Source organism: Desulfosarcina sp. (assembly GCF_055467485.1).
Genome location: NZ_JBUOIV010000032.1, coordinates 1 through 26441, shown reverse-complemented (window position 1 = coordinate 26441; position 26441 = coordinate 1). Strand labels below are relative to the sequence as shown.

The window sequence follows — 26441 nt, the reverse complement described above, 5'->3', positions numbered from 1 at the left end:
CTGCCCCGTGCATTTCACACGGCAGTGGTTTTGTTCGTTTGTACCGTGATAGCGTTCCCATTCCCCGCGGTTTACCGCGGGGAGGGTTCAATCCTCCCTTCAGCCAGACGCGGCTCGCCCCCCACCCTATAACCAACGAGATGTCGGGTTCCCATGCAGAAAGAAACCAAACAATTTTGTCATTTTTGTGCCTCGCCCCTCGGAAACAATTGGGTTGAAGGAAGAATGCGCCAGTATTGCGCCAGGTGCCGGAAGCCCATATATGAGAATCCGGTGCCGGCAGCTTGCGTGGTACTTGTCGATGACCGCAATCGCCTGTTGCTGGTGAAACGGCGTGTGGCCCCGAAACCTGGCATGTGGTGCCTGCCGGGTGGATTTGTAGAGTGCGGAGAAACGCCGGAGCTGGCAGCTCTTCGTGAGCTTCAAGAGGAAACCGGCCTGACCGGTCGCATCAACACCCTCATCGGCGTCACCGCCAGTCCCGGCACGCTCTATCGATCTATCTTGCTGGTCGGATACCTGGTGACCTCTTTTTCAGGATCAGCAACGGCCGGCGACGATGCATCGGATGTCAATTTCTTTGGAAGTGAAAATTTACCCGATATCGCATTTGAAAGCCATCAATCATTTATTCGCGTTTATTATTCGATACTTACACTCTAAAATGAATTGCATCCCATGGATGTGACCCACACCGAATTACCTTTTTTTTCTTTTTTCCTAAAGGTTTTTTCATGACCTGCCGATAAGGTAATCGGAGGAACCCATATGTATATTCAAAGCTATCAGATCCATAACGTCCTGAATGTCTATCGACGGCAATTGAGCCAGGGTAGAGCGGATCATCCCCGGCATGTGAACACCCACGATGCCAGTTCGGATGCGATTTCGATCTCAAAAGACGCGAAAAACCAGTCGATCATGGAAAAAGTGGCTGCCGGCGTACTCAAAAAGATCACCAATTTTGACCCCGGATCAGACTTCGGCCAGGAGTTGGTCGGTCAGGTTCAAGATACGAAAACGGACCTGAACATCGGTGATACGGATAATGCATTTGTATTCAACACGATCGTCGGCGACAATCAAAAGGAGATTCGATCCATCGCCGTCGACGACTCTCAAGGGTTGATGGATCGGCTCGACGAACTGGCCAAAGCGGCCATAGAACGTAAAGCAGAATAAATAAACAAAAAGGCAGGCCGGCAACTGGTATTGCTGAAAGGACAAAGTCACCAGGAACGGCAAACACATTTGTAGAAAACAAAAGGGGGATTGCCATGTTAAATACAATTGGCGAATCAGCCGTCAGAACGACGACGCGTTTGGACAACAATCTGGCTATAGAAAATAAGGATGTCGACCTTAAAAAGGTCGAAAAAGCCCTTGAAGAAAGACCCATCGAGACCACTCAAGAAAGCGCAAAACCTGAATCCGAGGGCGAACACAAGACCGGTGGCTACAATGCGGACGATGAGGGTGTCTTCTTTGAAAAATACGATAAAAACGGGAACGTTATTTTTAGAACGCCGCCGGAGCAAAAGCCGATAGACGAGCACGCTTAAAAAGAAGCTTTCGTTTTTAAGAGATAAAGCCGGCTGCATAGCCGGCTTTTGTCATTGGCAGAAACGGTTCTTTGACCAAAAACAGCGATATCCGCGTGGCGATCAACCCACTGTTTGTTTGGCCTCATCCCAGAGATCGTGCATTTCTTGCATGCTGAGGCTGACGATGTCCCGACCCGCTTGGAAAGATTTTTCTTCCATGTAGGTGAAGCGTTTTTCAAATTTTTGAATCGACCGGATCAAGGCGGTTTCCGGGTGAATGCGGGCAAACCGGGCGACATTGACCATGGTAAACAGGATATCACCGAACTCCATGGCCGCCTTGTCGCTACCGGATGCATATACTGGATTGTTGATCTCCGTTGAGAACTCCTCCCACTCTTCCATGGTCTTGGCCATCACGCCGGAGATATCATCCCAGTCAAAACCGGTTTTGGCGGCCCGTTCCGAAACCATCGAGGCCCTGAGCAGAGCGGGCAAACTCGGGGGGATGGAACTGAGCACCGAATGACACCCGCCATCGCCCTTCTCTTTCCGCTTGATTTTTTCCCAGTTTTCACTGACGGTTGCAGGCGTTTCTGCAGTAACATCGCCAAACACATGGGGGTGTCTGCGAATCATCTTTTCAACATTTTTTTCGACCACGTCCGAAAGGCTGAATTGACCCGACTCCCTGAACAGGTTGACCACAAAAAGAAGCTGGAACAAGACATCACCGGCTTCTTCGCAAACAGCGGTCGAATCTCTGGAGATGATGGCATCTACCAGTTCGTAAACCTCCTCGACCAGGTAGCGCGCCATGGTGTCAGGCGTCTGCTTTTTATCCCATGGACACCCTTCTTCACCCCTCAGGGTTTCAATCAGCGCTTCGAGGCGCGCGATGGGTGCTGATCGGCCTGGTTTTACCGGGTCTGCCAAGATTTTTTCAAATCCTTTAATTTAATAATGAAATTTTCTTTCATTTCCTTTGAAATCACCTTGGCCATCACTTCAGATACCATCGATACATGCGGAGAAAGGGTCGCATTTTTAACAACCGGAGCTCCTTTAGGCAAAAAGGCGGTCAGAACAATAAATACCACACAGACGACCAGCCCGCCTTTAAGCAGTCCAAACAAGGCGCCGCAAACCCGGTCCACCCATCCCAGGTATGCAATGTTGAGAAGATATTTGATGACCACGGCAAGAATGGCAACGACGATCACCACAGCGGAAAAAACCGTCATGTAGCTTACAATATTGAGGTAAGCGGCATCGGAGATCCAAGGAGAAGCCAACCTGGCTATATGTGGATAATAGGAATACGCGGCATAAAATCCGCCCAGGACGCCGATGATGGAAGAAAGCTCCCTTACCAGGCCGCGAAAAATGCCACGGATCAGCCCATAGGTCAGAGTGGTGACAACAAGAATATCGAAAGGATTCATATTGGTCCCTAGAATGAAGCAACACCGTTTACCGGTAAGGCATCCGCCAGAGGGGGTGAATGGACCCGTATAGCTTCGCGAGCGTATCGCGCAAAAAATAAAATCATCAATAAAAACAAAGTGTTTCTGAATTTTTAAGTGGGTAACGTTAACAGAGCGGTATTTCCCAGTCAAGCATTTTCACCGGAGGCATCGAGGGAAATTTGGCGTTTGCATTCCCCTGAAAAGTCGGATATTCCAATGGCGGTATTGGTATTTACAAAACCGGCCTGGCCGGTAGTTTGACAAATCAACGGGGTCGATTCATACTGACTGGCGGTGACGCTTCTAAACCACGGGAAAAGCACTTGTCTAACTTATGGATGAATGCACACAAACCAAACAGACCCGACTGACGTTTTCCGAGATCGAACTGGCCCGGCAGCTATTTGGTGAGCAGGACGGGCACCTCAAGCGCCTTGCGGATCTATTGGCCATTCATGTTCATGCCCGCGGTAACACCGTCCATCTCAAAGGCGAAGCGGTGGCGGTGGATCTTGCGCGTCGGGTATTGGAGCAGCTCTATGGCCTGCTCAAGGAAAAGTACCCCGTCTATCCCAATGATATTGACTATGCCCTGCGCGTGTTGAAAGAAAACCACACCGCTGACCTGAAGAAAATCTTTCTGGACACGGTTTACATCACCTCGAAAAAGCGGGCCATCACCCCCAGAAACCAGAGCCAGAAGGCCTACATTGAAGCGATCCGCAACTATGACATCGTTCTTGGCATCGGACCTGCCGGCACGGGGAAAACCTACCTGGCCATGGCCATGGCCGTATCCGCTCTCTCCAAAGGAACGGTCAGCCGGATCATCCTTACCCGGCCTGCCGTGGAGGCCGGTGAATCATTGGGTTTTTTGCCGGGGGACCTGACAGACAAGGTAGACCCCTATCTCCGGCCCCTCTATGACGCCCTTCATGACATGATGCGATTTGAGAAGGTGGCCGCCCTGATGCAAAACGGGGTGATCGAAGTTGCGCCATTGGCCTTTATGCGGGGGAGAACCCTCAACGAGGCGTTTATTATCCTCGATGAAGCCCAAAACACCACAACGGAACAGATGAAAATGTTTTTGACGCGGATCGGTTTTAACTCCAAAGCGGTGGTAACCGGTGATATCACCCAAATCGACCTGCCGGCAGGCAAGTCTTCGGGGCTTGTCGAGGCCAAAGCGATTCTGACCCCCATAACAGGTATACAGTTCATCCACTTTACCAAGCAAGATGTCGTTCGTCACCGGCTGGTCCAGGATATTATCAACGCCTATGAATTGCTTGAAGCCAGCCGCATCAAGAAATAGACGTGCCGAGCAATCCTGCCGACGGTTTCACCGGTATATGGGCAAATGGATCGATCGGCTGCACCAAGTGATCAGAAAATGATTCGTGACCGCAAAAAAAAATCCATCAACCATTTTTTCAGCCTGAACCCTCATGTCCGTTGGGCATTGCTGGTGATCATCCTGGTTGTTTTTACAACCGGCCTCTACCCGGGATTGGTCATCAAGAAGCACCGCTATGAAATCGGTGATGTCGTAACAACCGATATCAAGGCCTCAACCGATTTTTTCATAGAAGACCTTTCCGTCACCGAAGCCCATCGCCGCCAGGCGGTGGACAGCGTGCTCCCCGTCTACGACCTCAATCCGAAGATCCTCAAAGGCACGGTTACCCGCCTGAACACTGCCTTCGATGAATTGCACGCCATATATGAAACGGAAACCAAAAACCTGGAAAGGGACTCAAAGACCTTACCCGCCCCGCCACAGGCTTCGGACAAGGCACCTGTCGAACCCGCCGATGTCCCGGACCTTCCGCAGGTATCGCTCGCGGAGCGAATGCTGGCCAGGAAAAGCCTGTTGGAAAAAGCAATGGGCATCGAGATCAGCAACGGGATGTTTTCGATCCTCATCGAACATGGATTCGCAGCAGACATCCCCAAACTGCTGACCACCATCATCACCCAGGTGCTCTCTACCGGTGTGGTTGCGAACAAGGAGATCCTGCTGAAGGAAGCAGACAAGGGCATCACCCTGCGCAACGTGGAGACCTTGACTGAAACCCATGTGATGAATCTGAAACAGTTTTACGGACCGGACCAGGCCAAGACCATGGTCCGGGTTGTCGGCGACCCGCTGCTCAAAGGGATGAACTATGCCTTGCTGAACCTCATGGTTGATTTTTGCCAGCAGCTGATTCAGCCCAATGTCACCTTGAACAGCCACGAAACCGAAGCGCGCAAAGAAGTCGCTGCTCAGCATATCAAGCCGGTCCTGTATATGATTAAAAAGGGAGAGATGCTGCTGCGCGAAGGCGAGCGGGTTACGCCGCTCCAGCTTCGAAAACTCGAGGCGATGGAAGGCCAGGCCGATGCCCATCAAGTGCCTCTTGCCGGTTCCGGCGCCGTGGCGCTGCTGACCGCCGTATTGATCATCCAGTACCATGTCCGGCTCAAACGTCGAATGGAATTCGCCAACACCGCCAACAAGGACCTGCTGTTCTTATCGTGCATCATGGTTTCATTTATTGTCGTGGTCAAAATTTCCACAACCCTGCCCGACACCTGGTTTCTCGGCATGCCCCTGTCCCGCCCGGCGTCTCCGGTGGGTTTCGGCATCCCGCTGGCCGCCGGGGCCATGATCGTCTGCCTCTTCATGGGGCGGGAAACCGCGCTGATTTTTGCCCTGGCGCTGGCCCTGTGCACATCCATGCTGCTTCAGGGCGGCCTGGAGACGTTCATCTATTTTATTTTGAGCTGCACCATGGCATCCTGGTGGCTCCAAGATTGCCGGGAGAGAAAAATCATCATCAAGACCGGTGCAAAGCTTGGACTGCTCAATGCCTTTCTGGCCCTTGTCATCGACGTTTATCTGGGTACCGCCTCATTGAGCACGCTGCCTTTTGACCTGACCGTGGCTTTTTTGGGAGGAATCGGTGCCGGAATCATCACCGCAGGCATGGCACCGGTGGTGGAAATGGTGTTTCACTACACCACCGACATCACCCTGCTGGAACTGGCCAACCTGGACAGGCCCATCCTGCGCCGACTGATGCTGGAGGCGCCGGGAACCTATCACCACTCCATGGTGGTCGGGTCCCTGGTGGAGGCGGCGGCCACGGAAATTGGCGCCAATCCGATCCTGGCCAAAGTGTGCGGCTACTATCACGACATCGGCAAATTAAAACAACCCCTTTATTTTATCGAGAATCAGTCGGACGGCAGGAACAAGCACGACAAGCTGGCCCCGTCCATGTCTGCCCTGATCCTGATCGCCCATGTAAAGAACGGCGTTGAAATAGCGCGTGAACACAAACTGGGGCAGGTGATTATCGACACCACCCAGCAGCACCACGGCACCAGCCTGATCAGTTATTTTTACGAAAAAGCCAAAGCCGTTAAAGGAGAGGATGCCGTCAACATCGATGATTTCAGGTATCCGGGGCCGCGTCCCCAGACCCGGGAGGCCGGACTGGTCATGCTGGCGGATGTGGTTGAAGCAGCCTCACGCACCCTGGAGAACCCAACCTCGTCACGAATTCAGGGCCTGGTACAGAACCTGATCAACAAAATTTTCTCCGACGGCCAGCTGGATTATTGTGAACTGACCTTGAAGGACCTTCACCGCATTGCCAGAAGCTTCAACAAAATTTTGAATGGCATCCATCACCATCGGATAGAATACCAGGACAGCGCCAGCATGACCCCCGGAAAGGCTAAAAATGGAAGTGCTGATCGAAAACCGGCAAAACCGCCACAGACTGGCAAAACAAAAGATTCGTATGACAGCCAGGCGCATTTTAAACGCCTTGGGCTATCCTGATGCCCAGTTGTCCATTCTGATCGTGGACGACCCCCAGATTGCGGAATTCAACCTGACCTACCTGAACCATGCAGGCCCTACCAACGTGATCGCTTTTCCCATGCAGGAGGGCCCGTTTTCAGGAATTTCACCCGACCTTCTTGGCGATGTGGTCATTTCGGCCGACACGGCCCATCGGGAGGCGGTTGAAGCGGGCATGGAAATGGCGGAACGTTTCTACCAACTGTTGATTCACGGGATTCTTCACCTGACAGGCTACGATCACATCCATTCGGAAGAAGAGGCGGCGGTCATGGAACAAAAGAGCGATGAATTGATGCAACTGATTGGCAAGGAGGATTGCGCATGGCAGGTCTAGCGGTGAATATCGATCATATTGCCACGTTGAGGGAAGCCAGGAAAGTGAACTATCCGGATCCGATAGCGGCCGCTGTAATCGCTGAACTGGCCGGAGCGGACGGCATCGTCTGCCATTTGCGGGAAGACCGGCGGCACGTTCAGGACCGCGATGTCCGGTTGCTACGCAAGACGGTCCAAACCAAGCTGGTCCTGGAGATGGCGGCCACCTCGGAGATGGTTGGCATTGCCCTGGATGTGCGGCCGGATTTGGTCACCCTGGTACCCGAAAGCCGCGAGGAGGTCACCACCGAAGGGGGAATGGACCTGATTGTTCACAACAACATCGGCGAAACCATCGGGGCCCTGCAGAACAATGGCATTCCGGTGAGCCTTTTCATCGACCCGGAGCCGGAGCAGATCAAACTGGCTCACCAGGCCGGTGCCAACCTGGTTGAAATTCACACCGGTGTTTTCTGTGAAGCCACCGGCAACGCCAAGCGCACACAGGCTTTCGCGAGGATCGTGGACGCCGCCAAACTTGCCAAAAAGCTCAAACTGGGCGTCAATGCCGGCCATGGGCTGTGCTACAAGACCATCAAGGCCTTCAAAGGGTTGTCGGAGATCGATGAGTACAGCATCGGCCACAGCATTGTGTCCCGGGCGGTTCTGGTAGGCTTGGACCGGGCGGTAAGGGAGATGCGCGATCTGATCCAAAGCCTCTAGCGGCTTCGGAATACTATCGGGGGAAAAGAATGAATCTGGTCACGGCAGATGAAATGCGGCGGATGGATCGGGCGACCATCGAATCGTTTGGCATCCCGGGCCGCGTGCTGATGGAAAATGCAGGCCGGGGGGCGACGGCTTTTTTTTTGGAAGCGGTCTTCCGCGATCACCCCGGCGCCGTGGGCATTGCCGCCGGCCCGGGCAACAACGGCGGAGACGGGTTTGTCATGGCTCGCTATCTTCACCAGAAAGGCATCCGGACGACGGTATTCCTGCTATCGTCAAGAGACCGGATCAAAGGGGATGCCGCTGCCAACCTCAAACTGCTGGATACCATGGACGTACCGGTGGTGGAACTGGCCGACGAGACGTCCTTTCAATCCCGCCAATTGCTGATGCGCCATCAGCACACCTGGATCGATGCAATCCTGGGTACGGGTCTCTCGTCGGATGTACGGGGATACTTCGTAACGATAATCGATTTCATCAACCGACAGGCCCGGCCTGTCTTTGCCGTGGATATCGCTTCGGGACTGGACTCGGACACCGGACGGGTCTGCGGGACCTGTATCCAGGCTGCCGCCACGGCCACCTTCGGCTTTGCCAAGGTCGGCCACCTGTGCTATCCCGGACGAGCCCTCACCGGCCGGTTGAAAATCATCGACATCGGCATTCCTCGACATCTTGCCGCAGCGGTCGGTTCCCGTCAGCACCTCATCACGCCCGGGGTCCTGAAGAACCAGATCCCCCGACGATCGGCAACGGCCCACAAAGGCCACACGGGTCACCTGTTGATCCTGGCCGGGTCCCCCGGGAAGACCGGTGCGGCCGCCTTGACCGCCGCGGCTGCCATGCGCGCGGGTGCCGGATTGGTCACACTGGGAGTCCCAACATCCCTGAATCCGGTGCTGGAAACCATGGTCACCGAAGCCATGACCGTCGAATTGCCCGAGACGGCGGAAGGGTATCTGGATGAATCCGCCCACGGCTCCGTCATCTCCCTGATGGAGGGAAAACGCTGTCTGGCCATGGGGCCGGGGTTGGGGTCCCAGGCCTCGACGGGCAGGCTGGTCGGGCGATTGATCGAAGAAAGCCCGCTTCCACTGGTTATCGATGCGGACGGCCTCAACCTGATTGCCGCCCAGCCGTCCGTGCTTTCCAGGCGGCGATCACCCATCGTGCTCACGCCCCACCCCGGTGAGATGTCCAGGCTCAGCGGCCATTCAACTGCTGACATTCAGGATGACCGCATCGGCCATGCGCGAGCCTTCGCCGAAAAGTATCAGGTGCATCTCGTGCTCAAAGGGGCTGCCACGGTGATCGCCGGGCCCGACGGGGACGTTTTCGTCAATGCCACCGGCAATCCGGGTATGGCCGCCGGCGGGATGGGAGACGGGCTCACCGGTCTGATCGCCGGCCTGGTTACCCAGGGCATGGAAGCCGGTCCCGCCGCCCAAACCGGCGTGTATCTTCATGGATTGGCCGCGGACCGGATGGCGCAAAAAAAGGCACCGGTCGGTTACCTGGCCACGGAGGTCATCGACACCCTCCCTGAGGCGATGGATGAACTTCTCACCGGTGGAGATCATCTTTTCTGGCCCGAAAGGGACCGTCTGTTCTGCTATTCGGATGCTGCCGGAAAATGAGCGGCACCCCCTCATACCCGGATCACGAAGATGCCCATGAGTTCGAGACCCAGGCGCACGACCAGACCGTCGCCTTAGGCCAGGCCATGGGCCGGCGGTTGAATCACGGCCTCGTCCTCTTGCTGTTCGGCGATCTGGGCAGTGGGAAAACGGCATTTGCCCAGGGACTGGCCCGCGGGCTGGGCGTTCCGTCTTCCTTTACCATTACCAGTCCCACCTACACCCTGATCAACGAATACCCCGGTAGACTGCCTTTTTCTCATGTAGACCTCTACCGCCTGCCGACACCCGCGGATCCGGATGAAATCGGGTTGCTGGATCTTTTCGATGAAGACGGCGTCGTCGCTGTGGAATGGGCCCAGCGGCTTCATGCGGCCGACCGGCCGGCCTGCCGCATGGAACTCTTTTTTACCGTCACCGGCGATACCGCCCGCTCGATCCGCATAATTGCGTATGGACTTGACCCATCGGATCTGTTACATGACATCGACGTTTGCTCTGCCCCTCCATAGAGGCTTGAACCGCCATAGCGGGCGCATTCCCCGCCGCTTGGGGCGGAGTCAGCGAGCGAACTGGAAATCGCTTTTTTATCCTTGCGGTGCTTCGCAACAGTTCCGTTACAGACAGGACCGGTTCTGCGGTTTACCGCGGGGAGCGTTCAATTTGATTTTCATTGTCAAGACGTGAAGGTGAAAGACCATGGCATTGATCGTTCAAAAATTCGGTGGCACATCGGTGGCCGACATCCAACGCATCCGCAACGTCGCCAATCGGGTGGTTAAGACCCACGAACAGGGAAACGATGTGGTGGTGATCCTGTCCGCCATGGCCGGCGTAACCGACCGCCTCATCGCTCTGGCCAACGAGGCCGCGGAGACCCCGGATCGGCGTGAACTGGATGTGCTGCTGGCCACCGGCGAACAGACCACCGCTGCGCTGCTGGCCATCATGCTCAGGGGCATGGGACACCAGGCCCAGTCTCTGCTGGGACACCAGGCCGAAGTGGTCACCGACTGCGAATACGGCAACGCCCGCATCCTTGAAATCGGGACCGACCGGATCAAGCGTTTGCTGACCGAACGAAATATCGTCGTGGTGGCCGGTTTTCAGGGCAGCGACATCAAGGGCAACATCACCACATTGGGCCGCGGCGGGTCGGACACCTCGGCGGTGGCCATCGCCGCGGCCTTGAATGCAGGCGTTTGCGAAATTTATACGGATGTGGACGGCATCTACACGGCGGATCCGAACATCTGCCCGCGGGCGAGAAAAATCAAAGAGATCTCCTACGACGAGATGCTGAACATGGCCAGCTTAGGCGCCAAGGTTCTGCAGATCCGTTCGGTGGGGTTCGCCAAGAAGTACAATATCCCCGTGCACGTCCGATCATCATTTTCAGAGGAGGAAGGCACCATGGTTGTTCAGGAAGATTCCGTAATGGAGCAGCTGGTTGTTTCCGGCGTGACCCATGATCTGAACCAGGCGCGCATTACCCTTAAGAAGGTTCCGGACCAGCCGGGAATCGCGGCCAAGATATTCTCACCCATTGCCGAGGCAGGGATCCTGGTGGATATGATCATCCAGAACACTCGCGCTGCCGGCCAGACGGACCTGACCTTCACCGTACCCAAAGCGGATTATAAGCGGGCCATGGAGATGCAGCAGCGCCTGGCGGAAAAGATCGGAACGGAGGAGGTGTTCGGCGATCCCCATATTGCCAAGGTATCGGTCATCGGTGTGGGAATGAAAAACCATTCCGGTGTGGCTTCGCTGATGTTCAACGCCCTGGCACGGGAAAACATCAACATCATCATGATCAGCACATCCGAGATCCGCATCTCCTGCATCATCGAGGAAAAGTACACTGAACTGGCCGTCAGGGTCCTGCACACGGCCTTCGGGCTGGACCGGGAAGATTGACGGTTTTTTGAGCTATCCCGATGAAGCACTTCTCACCCGGTCAAATCCGTTTCGTTATCCTAATCTGCGTCGTGGTGCTGGCGATTGCCTTGTGGCGATATACAACGGGTTAGCACTGATTCGTTCATAGAACTTCATCTTGCCGGCGGGCTCGTAAAAAATTCGAGATCAAGGCTTGCGGGCCGCGAAAGCGAGCGAACAGGAACTCGACCTTCATCCCCACGGCGAACATTCATGTTCCATTCCGAGGAATGAGGCGTAACGCAGATATCGGATTGTTTACGAGCCCGTCAAGGCGCCCTGAATCTCTGCGGCGATATCCCGAGCAGCCTGCCGGGGATCGGCGGCATCCCGAATGGGTCTGCCGATCACCAGATAATCCGATCCCCGCCGAACCGCCATGGACGGCGTGACGATCCGGGACTGATCGTCCGCGGCGACCCCACCGTCGATCGGTCGAATGCCGGGTGTCACCGCCTGAAAACTATCTCCAAAAGCACCCTTGATGGCTTCGACCTCCTGGCCGGAGCAGACAATTCCGGCACAGCCGGCATCCCGGGCCATAGCTGCCTTTTTCATCACCAACTGCTGCAGATCCCTTGAATAGCGTTCCCGGTAGCCTGCCTCGGCCAATTCAGCAGGAGAAATACTGGTCAGCACGGTGACCCCCAGCACATTGACCCGTCCGCCGGCCCCTTTCACGGCAGCCTCCAGCATCGCCCGGCTCTCGCCGCAGTGAACCGTCGCGAAATGGACACCCAACTCAGCCACCTGGACCATGGCCCGTTGGACGGTTGCCGGGATATCGTGAAGCTTCAAATCCAGAAACACCATGGCCGGACCCGCCTGCTGAATCCAGCGCACCAGTTCGGCTCCCGAGTGAATAAACAGTTCCAGGCCGACCTTGAACATTCCCACATCCTCGGCAAGCAGGCTGACCAGCGACCTGGCAGCCCGGGAGCTGGGTACGTCGAGGGGAAAGACGATATAATCTTTGGCTCTTTTCATGCGTGTTCCTCATGCTGTCCTGGTTAAAGGAACGCCGTCCGAACATGGCTGCTGTTCATTACCTCAAAATAGCCGATCGTTAAAGGAATTGTTGGCCAATTGTGAAAAAGCGCGCCATCCGCGATGGCCGGCGGTCGTCGGGCTGCCTTTCGCCGGCATCATGCGCCGTTGACACGCAGCGGCCACCTGTGCAATTTTCAGGCTTGTTTTTTTACCGAAGCGTTTGAAAACTTTATTGCCACCCACTTTCGGAGGGCTTCTTTTGGCCAACCTGCTTAAAAAGATACCTTACGCCGCACTGGTACCGCTGACCGTATTCATGTTGCTGGCGCCATTCAATCCCATGCCGCATGTTTGGGAAAAACTGATCATGATCAAACAGGGGACGCTCTCCCGCCCCATCGACATTTTCGATCTGATCTACCATCTGGCGCCCCTGGCGATGGTGATCGGCAAGGTGTGTCTGCATCGGCGAGACAAAGGAGAAAGGTAGCCGTGCGCGTACGGTATACGGGATGTCGGTCCATCGACGAATGGACCGCTCTTTTCCCCATCGATGAAACCGAGGCCGCGGCCACCGTCAGCCAGCTTGTCGTCCCCTCCCGGCAGGTGCTGGCCATTGTTCGCGACCGGGGTAAAAACCGACTGGAACCGCTCCACTGGGGCCTGGTACCATCTTGGGCCAGTAACACGGGCATGGGGCAGTGTCTGATCAATGCCAGGGCGGAAACCGTGGCCGTCAAGCCCAGCTTTAGAGACGCATTCAAGCGCCGCCGCTGTCTGATACCGGCCGACGGCTTTTATGAATGCCAGGCTGAAAAAGCCGGGAATCCGCTTTTTTACTTTACCCTGCCGGACAGCAGGCCCTTTGCCTTCGCCGGAATCTGGGAGCGCTGGGATGATCGGGGCAAAGCCGATGCGATCTATCTGTCCTGCGCCATCATTACCGCTGCCGCCAGCGGGTCGGTGGCGCCCGTCCATCACCGGATGCCGGCAATTCTCGACCCCGGCGCCTACACCGCCTGGCTGGACCCTGAAAACAGGGACACCGGCGCACTGGAGACTATTCTCAAGACAGACCTCATCAATGAGTTGACCTGCCGGCCCGCACCCCGCCAGATCGACGCCACCGGGGACAACGACCCGAACCCCATCCTGACCATGTCCCAGATGGACATCGACTTCAAGTGGTTCGACTGACAGATGGGGTTAAAACAGCAAAATGAAAGCACGTTGAATGGATAACCTCAGCATCGTTCTCGTGGAACCCCAGGGACCGATCAATGTGGGGTCGGTATGCCGCTGCATGATGAATTTCGGTTGCTCGGACCTTCGCCTGGTAAATCCCTGCCCGGGCTACCGGTCGCTGGACGCCCGGCGGATGGCACTCAAGGCCGAGTCGATGTTGACGCACGCGCCGGTATTCCCGACCCTGCAAGCGGCGTTGGCCGATTGCCACCTGGCTTTCGGCACCACCCGCCGATTCGGTAAGTATCGTGAGGATTTTTTAACCCCCCAACAAGGTGCCGGACAGGCCCTGGCCCAATCATCCGACAGCCGCGTGGCCTTCGTGTTCGGCCGGGAGGACCGAGGCCTTCACACCAGCGAACTGGACCTGTGCCAGTTTTTCATAACCATCCCCACCGACAGCGCCTACCCATCCATGAACCTGTCGCATGCGGTCTCTCTGTTGCTTTACGAACTTCGCAAGGGGGCGATGGGTGGAGCGAGGAATGTCCCGGGAATCTTCAATGACGACGCGTTGCCGGCGCAGGCCGCGGATGTGGAGAACATGTTCCAGCACATGCGCCGCACGCTACTGGAGGCGGCGTACCTGGATCACCAGAACCCTGACCATGTCCTGCGGTCGTTCCGGAGGCTGTTCGGCCGCACCGGGCTCAGCGACCGGGAGGTACGCATCCTTCAGGGGTTGTGGAGCCGGATCGACTGGATCGAAGGGGAACGCAGGCGGCTGGCTGAAAGGAAATAATACGGGTATCGATCTTGCGGAACGGAAATTTTACCAAACCGTCAATCAGGAAAGTTTGAAGGCCACCACCACCAGTCCCACCACGATACTGATGATAAAGAAAAAGGTTTCGTTGTTGCGCATGGCGTCCACCAGGGTTCCCCCGGTTCGCTTGACTTCTGAGTAGGCGGACAAAAAGGCCAGGCCCATAATCAGCCAGAAAACCAGAACGGTCAGTATCAGTGTTTGGGTATTCATCCAGAATGTCTCCCGGCAAGCATAAGGTTAAACCGATTCCGTATTTAATGCCATGGGGGGACACTTGTCAAAATGAAAAATCGGCACGTCCCGCGAATCCAACCTCCCCGTCCTCGTGCACCCTGGACAGGCCCTTCGCTACCCCCTTGACAGGATCTTGCCCAGCACCGCGGACAGTTCTTCACTGGCATCGTCGGCCGGGACCAAGTCGATTTCCGACGCGGAACGGACACCGATTCCCAGTTCGGCCGCCCGCTTGATTTGGCGCAACTCGAAGATGCCCGGCGCCATCACGGCGGGATTGCTGCCCAGATGTTTGAGCATGGCAACGCCGACGCTATCCACTGCCACCCGGTCCGTGGCCGCCAGCATCACGTTGCCCTTGATCCGCTTTCCGGTTGCCGGGCCGCCGTCGACGAAGGTGTCGATCCCGTCCATCACAATCAGCGCTGGAGAAAAAGGGGCGTTGATTTCGGCGATCATCTCCTGTTGATAGGGAGAACCGTGCAGTTCCTGCATGTAGGCGAACCCGTTGCGGAACGTCGGCACCACCCCCACATGCAGCTTGAGTGAAAGGGTGATGACGCCGCCGAACTGGTGGGTTTTCAGGCATCCGGTGGAAACCAGGCACTCGGCGTCAAGGATCGGCCGGGCGACGCGGAAGCCGTCTTTCCAGTGGGTGCCGGCCGGACGGCACGCCACCCAATCGTCGGGTGACAAGTCGTCGAAATCGATCACTTGGACCTGGCGCTTTTCCAGGAGCGCGCCAACCCCTTTTTGTTGCATGACCTGGCGGGTAGGCGGATAGCTGCGCTCTCCCAACTGGATGGAAGCGGCCCCCATCTCCCAAAGCTGGTCGACCAGGGCCGCCAACGTGTCGTTGTGGGTCGATCCCGGCGCCGGATCGGCCGTATTGAAATTGGGTTTGATCAACACTGCCTTGTTTTTCACCGGGTTTTCCGCCAGCGCGGCCAGCGCACCGCGCACGCCTGCCCTGCGTTCCTCTGCCTGCATGACCGACACCCGAGCCATGGTTTTACCTCCTTGATCGCTTGCCTTGTGCGACCGAATCCGATAGAACCGGCACACGGTCGCGCGGCCGGATCATCGCCAACCCGAAACCCCCTGCCATTTAAAGTGAGCATAACCCAATGGACCGTCAATTGAAAACCCTCGAACAGAAAATTATCGATTTTAGAGACCGGCGAGACTGGGCACCATTCCACTCGCCCAAGAACCTGGCCCAGGCCCTGGGTATCGAGGCGGCCGAACTGCAGGAAATTTTCCTGTGGCAGACCAGCGAGGCGTCCCGGACGCCAAGCGCCGCAGACCGTGATCGGGCGGGGGCGGAAATCGCCGACATTTTTATTTTCCTGACTTACCTGTGTCGGGAACTGGATGTGGATATTTTTCAGGTGGTGGAGAAAAAACTGATCGAGAACGAAAGAAAATACCCCGTTGACAAGGCAAAGGGAAACGGTCGGAAATACAATCAGCTATGAAAAATCAAGAACCCTTCGGAAAAGGGCGAGCCCCCGAACACATTGGGGATCGTTGGGGGCTCTTGGAGTGAGAGGAGGTAAGGATGGAAGCTGAGCATGTTTTCACCTTCCACGACTATAGAGCCTCAACCGGCCAATAAGTTACATGCTTGGCGTGGTTGCCAACATTTTTTTGCCGGGTGCGGAAATGCCCCACCCCGCTCCCGCCCACATGACCCCGCCCAAACGGTCAGGCGAAGGCCTGCAGCGGTGCCCCCGGGGTTGCTTTAAGAAGCGTGGCTCATTTGATTTTTTCGATGGCTTCGTCTGCCGCCGCCTTCACCTCCTCATCTACCTCACCGGCAGCCACGTTCTCCAAAAACGGCAGTGCCGCCCGGTTTCCCGACTCCCCCAGCACATGAATCAGGTCCCCTTTGACCATGTCGTCCAGGTCGGCGAAAACCGCCACCAAGGGTTCGACAACCCCACCGGCCAATCCCGGGTCACGCTCCACCAGCGTTTCGAATGACACCATGGCCCCTAACCGTACGGACCAGCGCGGGTGGATCAGCAACTCGATGAAGGCAGGAAAAATCAGTCCACGTTCGGCCATCATCCCGGCCACCCCCTCAGCGTTGCCCGCTTCGATCATGCCTCGAAGGGCATCGGCACCCAGGTCGGCCGGATCCCGGCCCAACATCAGGGTGACCAGTTCACCGGCATCCACGGCCCCCGTCCAGCGGAACCGGTCGTCCAGGATAACTGTGGGCGCCGCGCTGACACGGTCTTTTTGGGCGGCGTCAGCGAACAACTCCCCGTCGATGACGGTCACCCAGACCTGGTCGCTACAGGCGGCCAGGCCTAATAGCATGGACACGGTGGCCGGGCAGAAGGAACAGTGGGGCGTAATGTAAACCTTGACCAGGGCCGGTACCGAGATCTGCACCAGTTGCTGCCTTACGTCCGGGGCGATGCGATCCGCAAAAGCGCTGCCATCGCCCAATATTGCCAGAAACGGTTCCAGTTCGCGGTCCAACGGCAGGGCCTGGTAGACCACGTGGCTGCCGACGAACAAGGCGGGCAGGGAAACCGTCGCATCGCCGTCTTTCTTCGTTTGGACACGGGGTGCCAGATCGGCCATCTGGTCGACAAAGGATTTGAAGCGTCCATCCATCACATGGCTGGTGGTCGTATAGCGCAGGGTGATATCGTCGTCGAGCCCCCTGCCCCATTGCCGGATCCGTTCTTTGTCGTTGTCGGTTATTGCCGCCATCAAGCCATTTTCCCAAAGTTGAATTGTTCCGCAAGCAATCGGCGGGTGGCCGGGTTCACCGTCAATCCATCCAGCTCTTCTGCTGTTATCCAGCGGGCATCGGCGGCATCGTCTCCGGCCCGGGGTTGCCCGCTGACATAGTCGGCAGCCAGATCCACAATCACGTAGTGATATTTTACCTGGCCGCGGTTGTCTTTCTGAATGACGTCGAAGGCGAGAACCGGCGCGTTTGCCCGGATGACCACACCGGTCTCCTCGAAGATCTCCCGTTCGGCGGCGGTCTGGAGCGTTTCGCCCAGTCGGACGCGGCCGCCGGGAATGCTCCACATCCCCCGCGAGGGCGGGTTGGCGCGCTGAACCAACAGGACGGCGTCACCTTTGAACACCACGGCTCCCACCGCCGGCCGGGGCGCATCAGGGTATTTACGGATTGACGGAGGATGGTTTTCCATGATGCCTGCTCGCTTGCATGTCCGGTTACGAGATCGTTGGTATCACCATTTGCCGGCCGCTTCAATTTTAAACTGGGAGTCAACCCATCCTCGCCAGGCTGCGGGAAAGGTTCCCTGCGAATAGTACAACCACGTACCTATTCGCCGGCACCCCCGCTGCGGTCGACAGGCGGTAATGCGCGATGTCTCGGTTCCGACCCGTCCGGGATCATTGACGCCCCTGATGAATTCTGATAGCTGCAAAAGCGTCCACTACCACCACGGGGACCAAACAGGATTGGACGCCTTATGGATTTGCTGCTGGAAGAAAAACATCGCGCCGTACGCCAGTCGGTGCGACGGTTCTGTGATCGCGAGCTTCGGCCGATAGCCGCACAGATCGACCGGGAGGCACGCTTTCCCTGGGAAGTGGTCGAGAAAATGGGCAAGCTGGGCTATTTCGGCATCCAGGTGCCCAAAGGGCTGGGCGGTGCCGGCCTGGACGCCGTCAGCTATGCCATCATCGTCGAGGAAATATCGAGGGTCAGCGCCGCCATCGGCCTGTGCATCACCGTCCACAACAGCGTGGCCGTCTACCCCATCATGGCCTTCGGCAGCCAGGCGCAGATCGAACAGTGGGTGCCGCCCCTGGCCCGGGGAGAAAAAATCGGCGCCTTCTGCCTGACCGAGCCCAATGCCGGCTCCGATGCCGGTGGAATCGAAGCCACGGCCATTTCCGACGGCGATGCTTACCGGGTCAACGCCAACAAAGTTTTTGTGACCAACGGCGGTATCGCCGACGTCTGCCTGATCTTCTGCCGAACGGATCCTTCTGCAGGGCGTCGGGGCATCAGCGTCGTGGTGGCCGAACGGGGGACCGCCGGTTTTGTCGTGGGCGACCTGGAGGACCTGTGCGGCATGCGGGCCAACCCGGTCTGCTCCATCCGCCTCAACGACTGTCGGGTGCCGCTGGGAAACCTGTTGGCCGAGGAAGGCATGGGCCTGAAAATCGGCCTGGCCGCGCTGGATACCGGGCGCATGGGCATCGGTGCCCAGGCGGTGGGAATTGCTCAGGCGGCTCTGGAAGAGGGGGTGCGCTATGCCCGGCAACGTCAGCAGTTCGGGGTTCCCATCCAGCGGCATCAGGCGATCCAGGTCATGATCGCCGACATGGCCACCCAGGTGGATGCCGCTCGCCTGATGGTCTACCGGGCCGCTGCCCTGAAGGACAAGCGCCTGCCCTTTTCCAAGGAGTCTGCCATGGCCAAGCTGTTCGCCTCCGAAGCGGCCACCCGGGTGACGGATCTGGCCGTCCAGATCCACGGCGGATACGGATACAGCAAGTCCTACCCCGTGGAACGCTACTACCGGGATGCGCGGGTCACCCGCATCTATGAAGGCACCTCGGAAATCCATCGCATGGTGATTGCCAAATGCGTGCTGGATGGATGACTAAAAGGAGCACCCCTTGCACATCATCGTCTGCATCAAATCCGTGGTGGTCAACGCGCCCCGGGGGAAAATCGTGCGCACGGCCGATACATGCGCCCTCAACCCCTTTGACCGGCCGGCACTGGAAGCGGCCCTTAAGTTGAAGGAAGAACACGGGGGGTCGGTAACCGTCCTGAGCATGGGACCGCCCCCCGCCGAGACAGCCCTGCGGGAAGCCCTTGCCGCCGGTGCCGATCGCGCCGTGCTGCTATGCGATCCGGCATTGGCCGGCTCAGACACCCTGGCGACATCGACCGCTTTGTGTGCCGGAGTGAACGGCCTGGCGCCTTTCGACCTCTTGCTGTTCGGTGCACGGACCTCGGACAGCGACACCGGCCAGGTCGGCCCCCAGACCGCCGTGCTGCTGGATCTTCCCATGGTGACCGGTGCCGTCAAGATCGATGGCACCCCTGACGGTTTCACCGTGGAACGCAAGATGGACGGTTTTATAGAGACATACGAAGTGGTCGTACCCGCGGCACTCACCATCCATCCTGCTGCCGCTGCACCACGGGATGCGGCACTGGGCGACATTGCCGTCGCTTTCGATGAAATGCCTGTGGAGACCGTTTCCATCAGGCAGCTGGGTCTCGATCCAAAGCTGGTGGGTGAGGCCGGCTCGCCCACACGGGTGCTTTCCATGAAGCCGATACAAAAAAACAGAGCCTGCCGGTGGATCGAAGGGACACCGGCGGCGCAGGCTGACACCCTGGTCCGAGAACTGGTGGATGCGGGCCTGATCGGATAAACAGACCGTTTCCTCATGGACACTATTTACAGGAACGTACAAACGAGGACCATGACTGACACGACAACCAACGAGATCTGGGTATTCGGCGACCTTCGAACCCGGCAGCTGCTGGACGGGAGTCTCAAGGTGCTGGCCAAGGCGGCCGGCCTGGCCGGGAAAACAGGAGACCGGGTCGTCATGTTCTCACTGGCGCCGCACGAAGCCAACCCATTGGTCGCATCGTATGACGGCGCGTGCGGCATCCGGGAAACCGTAGAAGATGAAGCCATCGCCTGGGGCGCGGATGGGGTCTGCCTGTTCGAGAACGATCGATTCTCCTCGCCGACGCCTCATCTTTTTGCAGACGCCCTGGCGCCGGCATTCAAGGAACGATCTCCCCGGCTGGTGTTATTTCCACTCACCGACTTCGGCCGGGACTTGGCCGCACGAAGCGCAGCAGCCGCAAGGGCCGGACTGATGGCGGACTGCGTGGAACTCAGAGCGGGGGAAGATGGATCGGTTGTGGGCCTCTGCCCGGCCTGGGGTGGGGAGATCATGGCCGAAATCACTTATGCCCCGGGCCACGGCACCGGTTTCGCCACCGTGCAGCCCCACAGCGCAACCGTCAAAAAGGATACGTCCCGCAAAGGCCGCGTCGAACGAGTGCCCCTGGCTGATATCCCCGCGTCAAAAGGAATCCGGCTGGTTTCCAGCCGACCGGCGCCCCTGAGCGACAACGATATCGAAAACGCCCGCACGGTGGTGGTCGGTGGGGCAGGACTGGGCAGCATGGAGAATTTCGGACAGGTGCGGCAGTTGGCTGCCGCCGTTGCCGGACAGGTCGCCGCCACACGGCCACCGGTCTTCAGTCACTGGGTGGCTGAGGATCGACTCATCGGCCAGACGGGGAAAACCGTGAGGCCCGACCTGCTGATCTCCATCGGCACTTCGGGTGCCGTCCAATACACCGCCGGCATCATGGCCTCGGGTACGATCGTGGCCATCAACCGGGATCCCGCCGCTCCCATTTTCAGGCTGGCGGACATCGGCGTGGTTGCCGATGCGGCGGCATTTCTGCCGTTGCTGATCTCGCGCATAAGGCAGGCGATCATGCGCCGACTGACTGATGACATGTGCGCGGACATACCGGAACAATTGGCGAAACGCGGTTTTGGAGAAAAAATCAAGGCCCTGCGCGAAGCCCAGGGCTGGTCCAGGGAACACCTGGCCGAGGCCACCGGCCAGACGCCGGAATTCGTTGCCGATGTGGAATCCGGTGAGATCTCTCCGCCGGTGGCATTCATCCTGCGGCTTTCCAGCGCCTACGGCGTGGATCCAGGCACCTTTCTGCGAGATGAGGAAAAAGAACGGATTCGGGATCAGCGGACCCAGGCGTATGTCAACCGAACCCGCAACTATTCCTATGAAACGCTGACATCCGGTGCCGAGCATGACCACCTGCGGGCCTTCATGGTCACCATCGAACCTCACCACGATCACAAGCCGGTGGCCTACAAGCATGAAGGTGAAGAATTCATCTTCGTCATGGAAGGCGAATTGGAATTCACCCTGGGCAGCAAGGTGCATATCCTGAAAAAAGGCGAATCCATCCATTTCCATTCCAATACGCCTCACAAACTCAAGAGCCGGACCGCGGAGATGACGCGGTGTCTGGTGATTCTGTATACGATCTGAAAACAGAGGTCGTCAGACGGATGTCGGAGATCTGAAGACGGTTTTAAGTCAGCTTTTCAACATCGGGGAACCATGAACAAGAAAAAAAGACCATATATCGGGGTCGCCGTCATCGTTGTCCGGGATGGGCGGGTGCTCCTCGGAAAGCGCAGGAACGCCCACGGTGCAGGCACCTGGCAGTTTCCCGGCGGTCACTTAGAGTACGGCGAATCCATCGAGGCCTGCGCCCGTCGGGAGCTGTTTGAAGAAACCGGCCTGTCCATCGTCAACCTGCGCATGGGGCCATTTACCAACGATGTCTTTGAAGACGAGAAAAAGCACTACGTCACCCTGTTTGTGATCGCCGACCAGACGACCGGCGACGCACGGGTGAAGGAACCGGACAAGTGTGAGCGGTGGGGCTGGTACCGCTGGTCGGCGATGCCGAAACCCCATTTCCTCCCCATCGCCAATCTGCTCGGTCAAGATTTCACCATTGACGAAGCGCCTTCGCCGGGCGTTTCTCAAATGAATGGTTAGCCGCCGGACATGTCACAACGGAAGGGAGATAAACGGATGAATGTTCCGCAACCGGTGTCGGTTCACGGGGGCCACAGCGGCCAGTTCTGCGGCCACGCCACGGACACGCTCGAGGAGATCGTCCGGGCCTACATCGATCAGGGATATCTCTGGGTGGGCATCACCGAACACATGCCCCCGGTGTCGGATGCCTTTGTCTATCCCGAAGAGAAAAACGCCGGATTCGACACCGGCACCCTCAAGGAACGGTTTGCCGGCTATATGACCACCTGCCGGCGTCTCCAGGCAAAATATGCCGACGCCATTCGGATCTATGTCGGGTTCGAAACCGAAGATTGCGGCGGCAGCCGCCGCTATGCCAAGGCGCTGATCGAGACCTTCTCACCTGACTATGTGGTCGGTTCCGTTCACCACGTCAACGACATCCCCTTTGATTACAGCAAAGCCAGCTATGACCAGGCAGCCGATTGCTGCGGTGGGCTGGATGGATTGTACGCCGCCTATTTCGATCAACAGTACGAAATGATTCGGACGATAACGCCTCGCGTGGTGGGCCACCTGGATATCGTTCGGATATACGATCCGGATTACCGTTCCCGGCTGCTCAGACCGATGATCTGGGAGAAAATCGTCAGGAATCTGAAATTGATCAAAGCGTTGGACCTGATCCTGGACTTCAACCTTCGCCCGCTGTCGAGGGGTGAGAACGAGCCCTACCTGTCCGCGCCGATTTTGAACAAAGCCGCCGGCATGGGCATAGACATCGTTCCGGGCGATGATTCACACGGGGTGGCCACCATCGGCGCACACATGCAACACGCCATCACCATGCTTCGAGCGGCCGGTGTGTCCACCCAATGGCGAAAACCCGTCGATTGACCGCATCGGCCGCTGCTCGCCAGAGAATGCGCGGTGCGTTGGTGAGGTCAAACCGGACGGTTGTTCGGTTGGTAGTCGAATCCTGCCCGCTTCAAGCAACCGGAAAAGCACGCTTCGTCGCGGTACAATCGACGGTCATCCGTCCTCTGAAGCAACCCTTTTAAAGACGGCTTCCCGCGATTCGGAAAACCCTTTTTCCTCGAACGGCACGTCGGCGAGATTCTCGTCTGGCCGGCTTGCCTGAATATCGATTTCGGGAAACGGCTCGGTGTTTTCCGCCACGCCGTTGGCCTCAAAGGACTCCAAAAAGGAACGCGTCCTGACCGTCCGTCTGTCCCTGTTGCGCCGCCGTTCAGGCTGGTGGTTGGCAGAATGGATCCAACGCCGGTCGATTCCGGTTCTGCGGGTGATTGGATTGCGGGGCTTAATTTTATTCATCATCGGTCCTGTCCGTGTGCAGCCTCGCCCATGCCGCATCCCATGCATGCCATTGTCCATGCACGGTTCGCCGGCTCGCGCATTCAGGCGAAGCTCAGGCATATATTCTATTATCGGCTGAACCGGCCGACACTTTATTTTTTTGTGAGGGAGTCGGGTCGCAGGCGCCTGCATGCGCGCGACCCCCTTGACAGCCAGACGGTTTTTACCTAATGTTTTTTTAAGCTTTTTTGCCCGACGACCGAATAAACAATAAAACGACCAACCATCCCGGTACCGTTTTTCGCCGGACAGGATTGACGCCATCACCGCTGTTCACCCGACGAGAAACTGACCGTAAATTGACGTTAAGGAATGTTGACGATGGAAGATTTCACATCTGTTACCAATCACCGCAGAAACTTTTTGAAATGGGGGGCATCAGCAATCCTGACCACCGTCTTCACCCACCCGGTGCTGGCAGCTGTGGGTCCCACCAACCATGACCACCACATATTGTCTTTTTATAATATCCACACCGGAGAGACCCTTAAGACCTGTTATCGATCCAGAGGGAAGCTGATCCATCGTGCGGTTGACCGGATCAGTCATATCATGCGCGATCACCGCACCGGAGAGGTCAAGCCGGTGGATCCCAATCTTTTGGATCTGCTTCATCGCATCGTCTTGGAGGAGAAGCCGCGCTCTCCCCTCAGCATCATTTCCGGTTACCGCTCCCCGAGCACGAATGAGGCGCTGAGAAAAGTCACCGCAGGGGTCGCCGCGAAAAGCCTGCATATGGAAGGCCGCGCCATCGACATCCGAATCCCCGGTTACGAGACTGCCGCCCTTCGCCAGATCGCTGTAAACCTTCGATGCGGTGGTGTCGGCTACTATCCCGAATCGAATTTCGTTCATCTGGATACCGGACCGGTAAAGGTCTGGTAGGTCGGTTGCCTGCCGATGTGCGAATCGTATGCTCATTTCGCTGTAACGAATTGTTGTTCTCCTTCTAAAACAAAGAGGCCCGATCATTCAGACAGATCATTTTTCGGTGATATTCTGGGTGCTTGACATTTCCCCATCGATCCATTATGCTCACTTCAGCGCCTGCATATCCTGTTCTCAGGAGACTTTCAGGCAGGTTTTCATTTTCACCTGCGGTGCTTCCCGGTCTGGCAACGCCACATCAACCGAGAATCGAGCGGCGTTTACCAGGCCGACGAAAGACAAAAAAATCAACCGAGCTGCTGCCCGCCTGAATCTTTGAGTCGTCTATCTACCGAGCAGCGTCTCGTCCTTTCCTAATATATGGCTGTAAGAAAAAAGCAATCGCACACCCCTTTACATGGAGGACTCCGGTTATGAAAAAAATTGCCAAAGACCTAAAAACCGTCGCCCGACAGTTGAATACGCTGGCCAAGAAAACCGAAGCCATGGCCAATGCATTTGAAAAAACATCCCCCGCAGCCGCCCCAAAGAAAAAAGCGGCGCCGGCTGCCAAAAAAAAGGCCGCTCCAAAGGGAAAAGCCCTTACCCCCACGGATCAGGTGCTCACGATCATGAAACGGTTTAAAAAAGGAATCTCCGTGGAAGCCTTGAGAGGGAAATCCGGCTTTACCGAAAAGCAGATCAGCAATATCGTCCATCGCGCCTGTAAAAAAGGCAAAATGCGACGCGCGGGAAGGGGCATCTACTCTGTGTACGGCATGTAATTAGAGGCTCCGCACAGGAAAACCCCTTCTCTTGAACCGGCTGGTGGAGGGTGGTTTAATTTGAACTGAACAGTTTAACGGGATCCATAACAGCTGCTGAAAAGCACTGTGAGCGCTGGCAAGGCAACATTCGGCGAAACAATGGAGTTTATGTGTGATTCGTGGTCATGTCGGGTCGAATGGTAATGATGGTTGGCCGCGCGCAGTGGTTTTCAACAGCCTGTTGATGATAAATTCCATTAATTTTGCGAGGACCGACTTCTCGGTCGGTCGGTCATGCAAATGGGGGTGTTCATCGTTACCGGGATAATGAAAACTGTCGTTCGTGCCGGCAAGACAGGTTTTAAATGTGGCGGAAACGCGCATGTCGACCCTAACGAATGAGAAATATCGTCGAGTGCCAATGCGGTTTGGCCACGCGTAACGTTTTTTCAAAAACCGGGTAAACGATGGCAGGCAACGTTCGAGACCGATATGTTTACTTTTTTTCAAGGAGGCTGCAGAAATGGCAAACGGTGTTGTAAAATGGTTCAGTGACAAAAAGGGGTTTGGTTTCATCGAACAGGAGGGAGGTCAGGGCGACATCTTCGTTCATTTCTCTTCCATTCAGGCTGAGGGTTTCAAAACCCTGTCGGAAGGAGATCGGGTGACCTTCGACGTGGAGAATACCGACCGTGGCCCAGCTGCCGCCAATGTGGTAAGAGCTTAGCCAACTGACATAGACAAAAAGCGAAAACGGCATCCGTTGTCATCGGATGCCGTTTTTTTTATCCCTCGGCGATAGACGGCAATCAGTCACGTTCTGCAGCAGCGATCATACCACGCCCTGGTCGATCATGGCGTCCACCACCTTGACGAAGCCGGCGATGTTGGCCCCGTTCATGTAGTTGCCCGGCGTGCCGTACTGCTCGGCCGCATTCAGACAGGTCTGGTGGATGCTCTTCATGATCATCTGCAGCCGGGTGTCCACCTCCTCGCGCGTCCAGGACAGCCGCATCGAGTTCTGGGTCATCTCCAGACCCGATACCGACACCCCGCCCGCATTGGCCGCCTTGCCCGGACCGTACAACAGCTTGTGCTCGATGAACAGGTCGAT

30 protein-coding genes and 1 pseudogene are annotated in these 26441 nt (G+C 56.9%); 22 read left to right on the top strand and 9 right to left on the bottom strand.

What is annotated here, in order from left to right; translation table 11 throughout:
- Nucleotides 1-153: 153 nt before the first annotated feature.
- From ACZCED_RS15435 to ACZCED_RS15425, 3 genes are all read left to right on the top strand, one after another.
- The gene (locus ACZCED_RS15435) at nucleotides 154-663 is read left to right on the top strand and encodes an NUDIX hydrolase (protein WP_462970400.1); all 510 of its coding nucleotides are present in this window, start codon (nucleotides 154-156) and stop codon (nucleotides 661-663) included.
- Between the two features lie 105 nt (nucleotides 664-768).
- Complete coding sequence (locus ACZCED_RS15430) at nucleotides 769-1182, top strand: DVU0524 family FlgM-associated protein (RefSeq protein WP_462970399.1); 414 nt, start codon at nucleotides 769-771, stop codon at nucleotides 1180-1182.
- A gap of 95 nt (nucleotides 1183-1277) precedes the next feature.
- The gene (locus ACZCED_RS15425) at nucleotides 1278-1562 is read left to right on the top strand and encodes a hypothetical protein (protein ID WP_462970398.1); all 285 of its coding nucleotides are present in this window, start codon (nucleotides 1278-1280) and stop codon (nucleotides 1560-1562) included.
- 102 nt (nucleotides 1563-1664) lie between these two features.
- Here ACZCED_RS15425 and mazG read toward each other — a convergent pair whose 3' ends face one another.
- On the bottom strand, nucleotides 1665-2480 hold the full coding sequence (gene mazG, locus ACZCED_RS15420; protein WP_462970397.1) for a nucleoside triphosphate pyrophosphohydrolase: 816 nt from the start codon (nucleotides 2478-2480) through the stop codon (nucleotides 1665-1667).
- Nucleotides 2465-2989 carry a CvpA family protein gene (locus ACZCED_RS15415; protein WP_462970396.1) on the bottom strand — a complete coding sequence of 175 codons (525 nt, stop codon included), beginning with the start codon at nucleotides 2987-2989 and terminating at the stop codon, nucleotides 2465-2467. The genes mazG and ACZCED_RS15415 overlap by 16 nt, the downstream gene beginning before the upstream one ends.
- A gap of 358 nt (nucleotides 2990-3347) precedes the next feature.
- On the opposite strand from ACZCED_RS15415, the gene ACZCED_RS15410 reads away from it, so the two are divergent.
- From ACZCED_RS15410 to ACZCED_RS15380, 7 genes are all read left to right on the top strand, one after another.
- Nucleotides 3348-4331, top strand: a complete 984-nt coding sequence (locus ACZCED_RS15410) for a PhoH family protein (protein ID WP_462970395.1) — start codon at nucleotides 3348-3350, stop codon at nucleotides 4329-4331.
- 78 nt (nucleotides 4332-4409) lie between these two features.
- Entirely contained in the window at nucleotides 4410-6851 is a 2442-nt protein-coding gene (locus ACZCED_RS15405; RefSeq protein ID WP_464861143.1) for an HD family phosphohydrolase, read from the top strand.
- The gene (gene ybeY, locus ACZCED_RS15400; RefSeq protein WP_462970393.1) at nucleotides 6811-7209 is read left to right on the top strand and encodes an rRNA maturation RNase YbeY; all 399 of its coding nucleotides are present in this window, start codon (nucleotides 6811-6813) and stop codon (nucleotides 7207-7209) included. Before ACZCED_RS15405 ends, ybeY begins: the two co-directional genes overlap by 41 nt.
- Nucleotides 7197-7913, top strand: a complete 717-nt coding sequence (locus ACZCED_RS15395; protein WP_462970392.1) for a pyridoxine 5'-phosphate synthase — start codon at nucleotides 7197-7199, stop codon at nucleotides 7911-7913. Before ybeY ends, ACZCED_RS15395 begins: the two co-directional genes overlap by 13 nt.
- Before the next feature lie 29 nt (nucleotides 7914-7942).
- Nucleotides 7943-9559: an NAD(P)H-hydrate dehydratase gene (locus ACZCED_RS15390; RefSeq protein ID WP_462970391.1), complete on the top strand. Its 1617-nt coding sequence runs from the start codon at nucleotides 7943-7945 to the stop codon at nucleotides 9557-9559.
- Nucleotides 9556-10071, top strand: coding sequence for a tRNA (adenosine(37)-N6)-threonylcarbamoyltransferase complex ATPase subunit type 1 TsaE (gene tsaE / locus ACZCED_RS15385; RefSeq protein ID WP_462970390.1), 516 nt, complete (start codon nucleotides 9556-9558; stop codon nucleotides 10069-10071). Before ACZCED_RS15390 ends, tsaE begins: the two co-directional genes overlap by 4 nt.
- Nucleotides 10072-10258: 187 nt before the next feature.
- Nucleotides 10259-11479 (top strand): aspartate kinase, encoded by a 1221-nt coding sequence (locus ACZCED_RS15380; RefSeq protein ID WP_462970389.1) that lies wholly within the window; start codon nucleotides 10259-10261, stop codon nucleotides 11477-11479.
- Nucleotides 11480-11758: 279 nt separating this feature from the next.
- Here the strand turns inward: ACZCED_RS15380 and pyrF are convergent, their stop codons facing one another.
- Nucleotides 11759-12487: an orotidine-5'-phosphate decarboxylase gene (gene pyrF / locus ACZCED_RS15375; RefSeq protein ID WP_464861142.1), complete on the bottom strand. Its 729-nt coding sequence runs from the start codon at nucleotides 12485-12487 to the stop codon at nucleotides 11759-11761.
- A gap of 262 nt (nucleotides 12488-12749) precedes the next feature.
- On the opposite strand from pyrF, the gene ACZCED_RS15370 reads away from it, so the two are divergent.
- Genes ACZCED_RS15370 through ACZCED_RS15360 form a run of 3 tightly spaced genes read left to right on the top strand, consistent with a single transcriptional unit; the run spans nucleotide 12750 to nucleotide 14477 of the window.
- Nucleotides 12750-12980, top strand: coding sequence for a hypothetical protein (locus ACZCED_RS15370; RefSeq protein ID WP_462970387.1), 231 nt, complete (start codon nucleotides 12750-12752; stop codon nucleotides 12978-12980).
- A 2-nt stretch (nucleotides 12981-12982) separates the two neighbouring features.
- Complete coding sequence (locus ACZCED_RS15365; protein WP_462970386.1) at nucleotides 12983-13687, top strand: SOS response-associated peptidase; 705 nt, start codon at nucleotides 12983-12985, stop codon at nucleotides 13685-13687.
- 37 nt (nucleotides 13688-13724) lie between these two features.
- Nucleotides 13725-14477 (top strand): RNA methyltransferase, encoded by a 753-nt coding sequence (locus tag ACZCED_RS15360; RefSeq protein ID WP_462970385.1) that lies wholly within the window; start codon nucleotides 13725-13727, stop codon nucleotides 14475-14477.
- A 45-nt stretch (nucleotides 14478-14522) separates the two neighbouring features.
- Here the strand turns inward: ACZCED_RS15360 and ACZCED_RS15355 are convergent, their stop codons facing one another.
- Together ACZCED_RS15355 and ACZCED_RS15350 are read right to left on the bottom strand one after the other, a co-directional pair.
- Nucleotides 14523-14714, bottom strand: coding sequence for a hypothetical protein (locus ACZCED_RS15355; RefSeq protein WP_462970384.1), 192 nt, complete (start codon nucleotides 14712-14714; stop codon nucleotides 14523-14525).
- A 138-nt stretch (nucleotides 14715-14852) separates the two neighbouring features.
- On the bottom strand, nucleotides 14853-15746 hold the full coding sequence (locus ACZCED_RS15350; RefSeq protein ID WP_462970383.1) for a DUF362 domain-containing protein: 894 nt from the start codon (nucleotides 15744-15746) through the stop codon (nucleotides 14853-14855).
- A gap of 119 nt (nucleotides 15747-15865) precedes the next feature.
- On the opposite strand from ACZCED_RS15350, the gene ACZCED_RS15345 reads away from it, so the two are divergent.
- Complete coding sequence (locus ACZCED_RS15345; protein WP_462970382.1) at nucleotides 15866-16216, top strand: nucleotide pyrophosphohydrolase; 351 nt, start codon at nucleotides 15866-15868, stop codon at nucleotides 16214-16216.
- Between the two features lie 280 nt (nucleotides 16217-16496).
- Here ACZCED_RS15345 and ACZCED_RS15340 read toward each other — a convergent pair whose 3' ends face one another.
- Nucleotides 16497-17468, bottom strand: coding sequence for a thioredoxin family protein (locus ACZCED_RS15340; protein ID WP_462970381.1), 972 nt, complete (start codon nucleotides 17466-17468; stop codon nucleotides 16497-16499).
- Nucleotides 17468-17920, bottom strand: coding sequence for an NUDIX hydrolase (locus ACZCED_RS15335; protein WP_462970380.1), 453 nt, complete (start codon nucleotides 17918-17920; stop codon nucleotides 17468-17470). The genes ACZCED_RS15340 and ACZCED_RS15335 overlap by 1 nt, the downstream gene beginning before the upstream one ends.
- 288 nt (nucleotides 17921-18208) lie before the next feature.
- On the opposite strand from ACZCED_RS15335, the gene ACZCED_RS15330 reads away from it, so the two are divergent.
- From ACZCED_RS15330 to ACZCED_RS15310, 5 genes are all read left to right on the top strand, one after another.
- The gene (locus ACZCED_RS15330; RefSeq protein ID WP_462970379.1) at nucleotides 18209-19351 is read left to right on the top strand and encodes an acyl-CoA dehydrogenase family protein; all 1143 of its coding nucleotides are present in this window, start codon (nucleotides 18209-18211) and stop codon (nucleotides 19349-19351) included.
- A 16-nt stretch (nucleotides 19352-19367) separates the two neighbouring features.
- Nucleotides 19368-20138, top strand: a complete 771-nt coding sequence (locus ACZCED_RS15325) for an electron transfer flavoprotein subunit beta/FixA family protein (RefSeq protein ID WP_462970378.1) — start codon at nucleotides 19368-19370, stop codon at nucleotides 20136-20138.
- Nucleotides 20139-20189: 51 nt separating this feature from the next.
- Nucleotides 20190-21815 carry an FAD-binding protein gene (locus ACZCED_RS15320; protein WP_464861141.1) on the top strand — a complete coding sequence of 542 codons (1626 nt, stop codon included), beginning with the start codon at nucleotides 20190-20192 and terminating at the stop codon, nucleotides 21813-21815.
- Nucleotides 21816-21887: 72 nt separating this feature from the next.
- Nucleotides 21888-22334 carry a nucleotide triphosphate diphosphatase NUDT15 gene (locus ACZCED_RS15315; RefSeq protein ID WP_464861140.1) on the top strand — a complete coding sequence of 149 codons (447 nt, stop codon included), beginning with the start codon at nucleotides 21888-21890 and terminating at the stop codon, nucleotides 22332-22334.
- Between the two features lie 36 nt (nucleotides 22335-22370).
- Nucleotides 22371-23213 (top strand): histidinol-phosphatase, encoded by an 843-nt coding sequence (locus ACZCED_RS15310; RefSeq protein WP_462970375.1) that lies wholly within the window; start codon nucleotides 22371-22373, stop codon nucleotides 23211-23213.
- Nucleotides 23214-23348: 135 nt separating this feature from the next.
- Here ACZCED_RS15310 and ACZCED_RS15305 read toward each other — a convergent pair whose 3' ends face one another.
- Nucleotides 23349-23654, bottom strand: a complete 306-nt coding sequence (locus ACZCED_RS15305; RefSeq protein WP_464861139.1) for a hypothetical protein — start codon at nucleotides 23652-23654, stop codon at nucleotides 23349-23351.
- 360 nt (nucleotides 23655-24014) lie between these two features.
- Here ACZCED_RS15305 and ACZCED_RS15300 point away from each other — a divergent pair, with 360 nt between their 5' ends.
- The 3 genes from ACZCED_RS15300 to ACZCED_RS15290 all read left to right on the top strand — a co-directional run bounded on the left by ACZCED_RS15300 (nucleotide 24015) and on the right by ACZCED_RS15290 (nucleotide 26054).
- Nucleotides 24015-24578, top strand: a complete 564-nt coding sequence (locus ACZCED_RS15300; protein WP_462970373.1) for a peptidoglycan L,D-endopeptidase MepK — start codon at nucleotides 24015-24017, stop codon at nucleotides 24576-24578.
- 416 nt (nucleotides 24579-24994) lie between these two features.
- A complete protein-coding gene (locus tag ACZCED_RS15295) occupies nucleotides 24995-25345 on the top strand; it encodes a hypothetical protein (RefSeq protein WP_462970372.1) in 351 nt (116 codons plus the stop codon).
- Between the two features lie 505 nt (nucleotides 25346-25850).
- Complete coding sequence (locus ACZCED_RS15290) at nucleotides 25851-26054, top strand: cold-shock protein (protein ID WP_462970371.1); 204 nt, start codon at nucleotides 25851-25853, stop codon at nucleotides 26052-26054.
- Between the two features lie 105 nt (nucleotides 26055-26159).
- On the opposite strand, the pseudogene ACZCED_RS15285 reads toward ACZCED_RS15290, so the two are convergent.
- Nucleotides 26160-26441: pseudogene (locus ACZCED_RS15285) on the bottom strand (NADP-specific glutamate dehydrogenase); the annotation flags it as partial.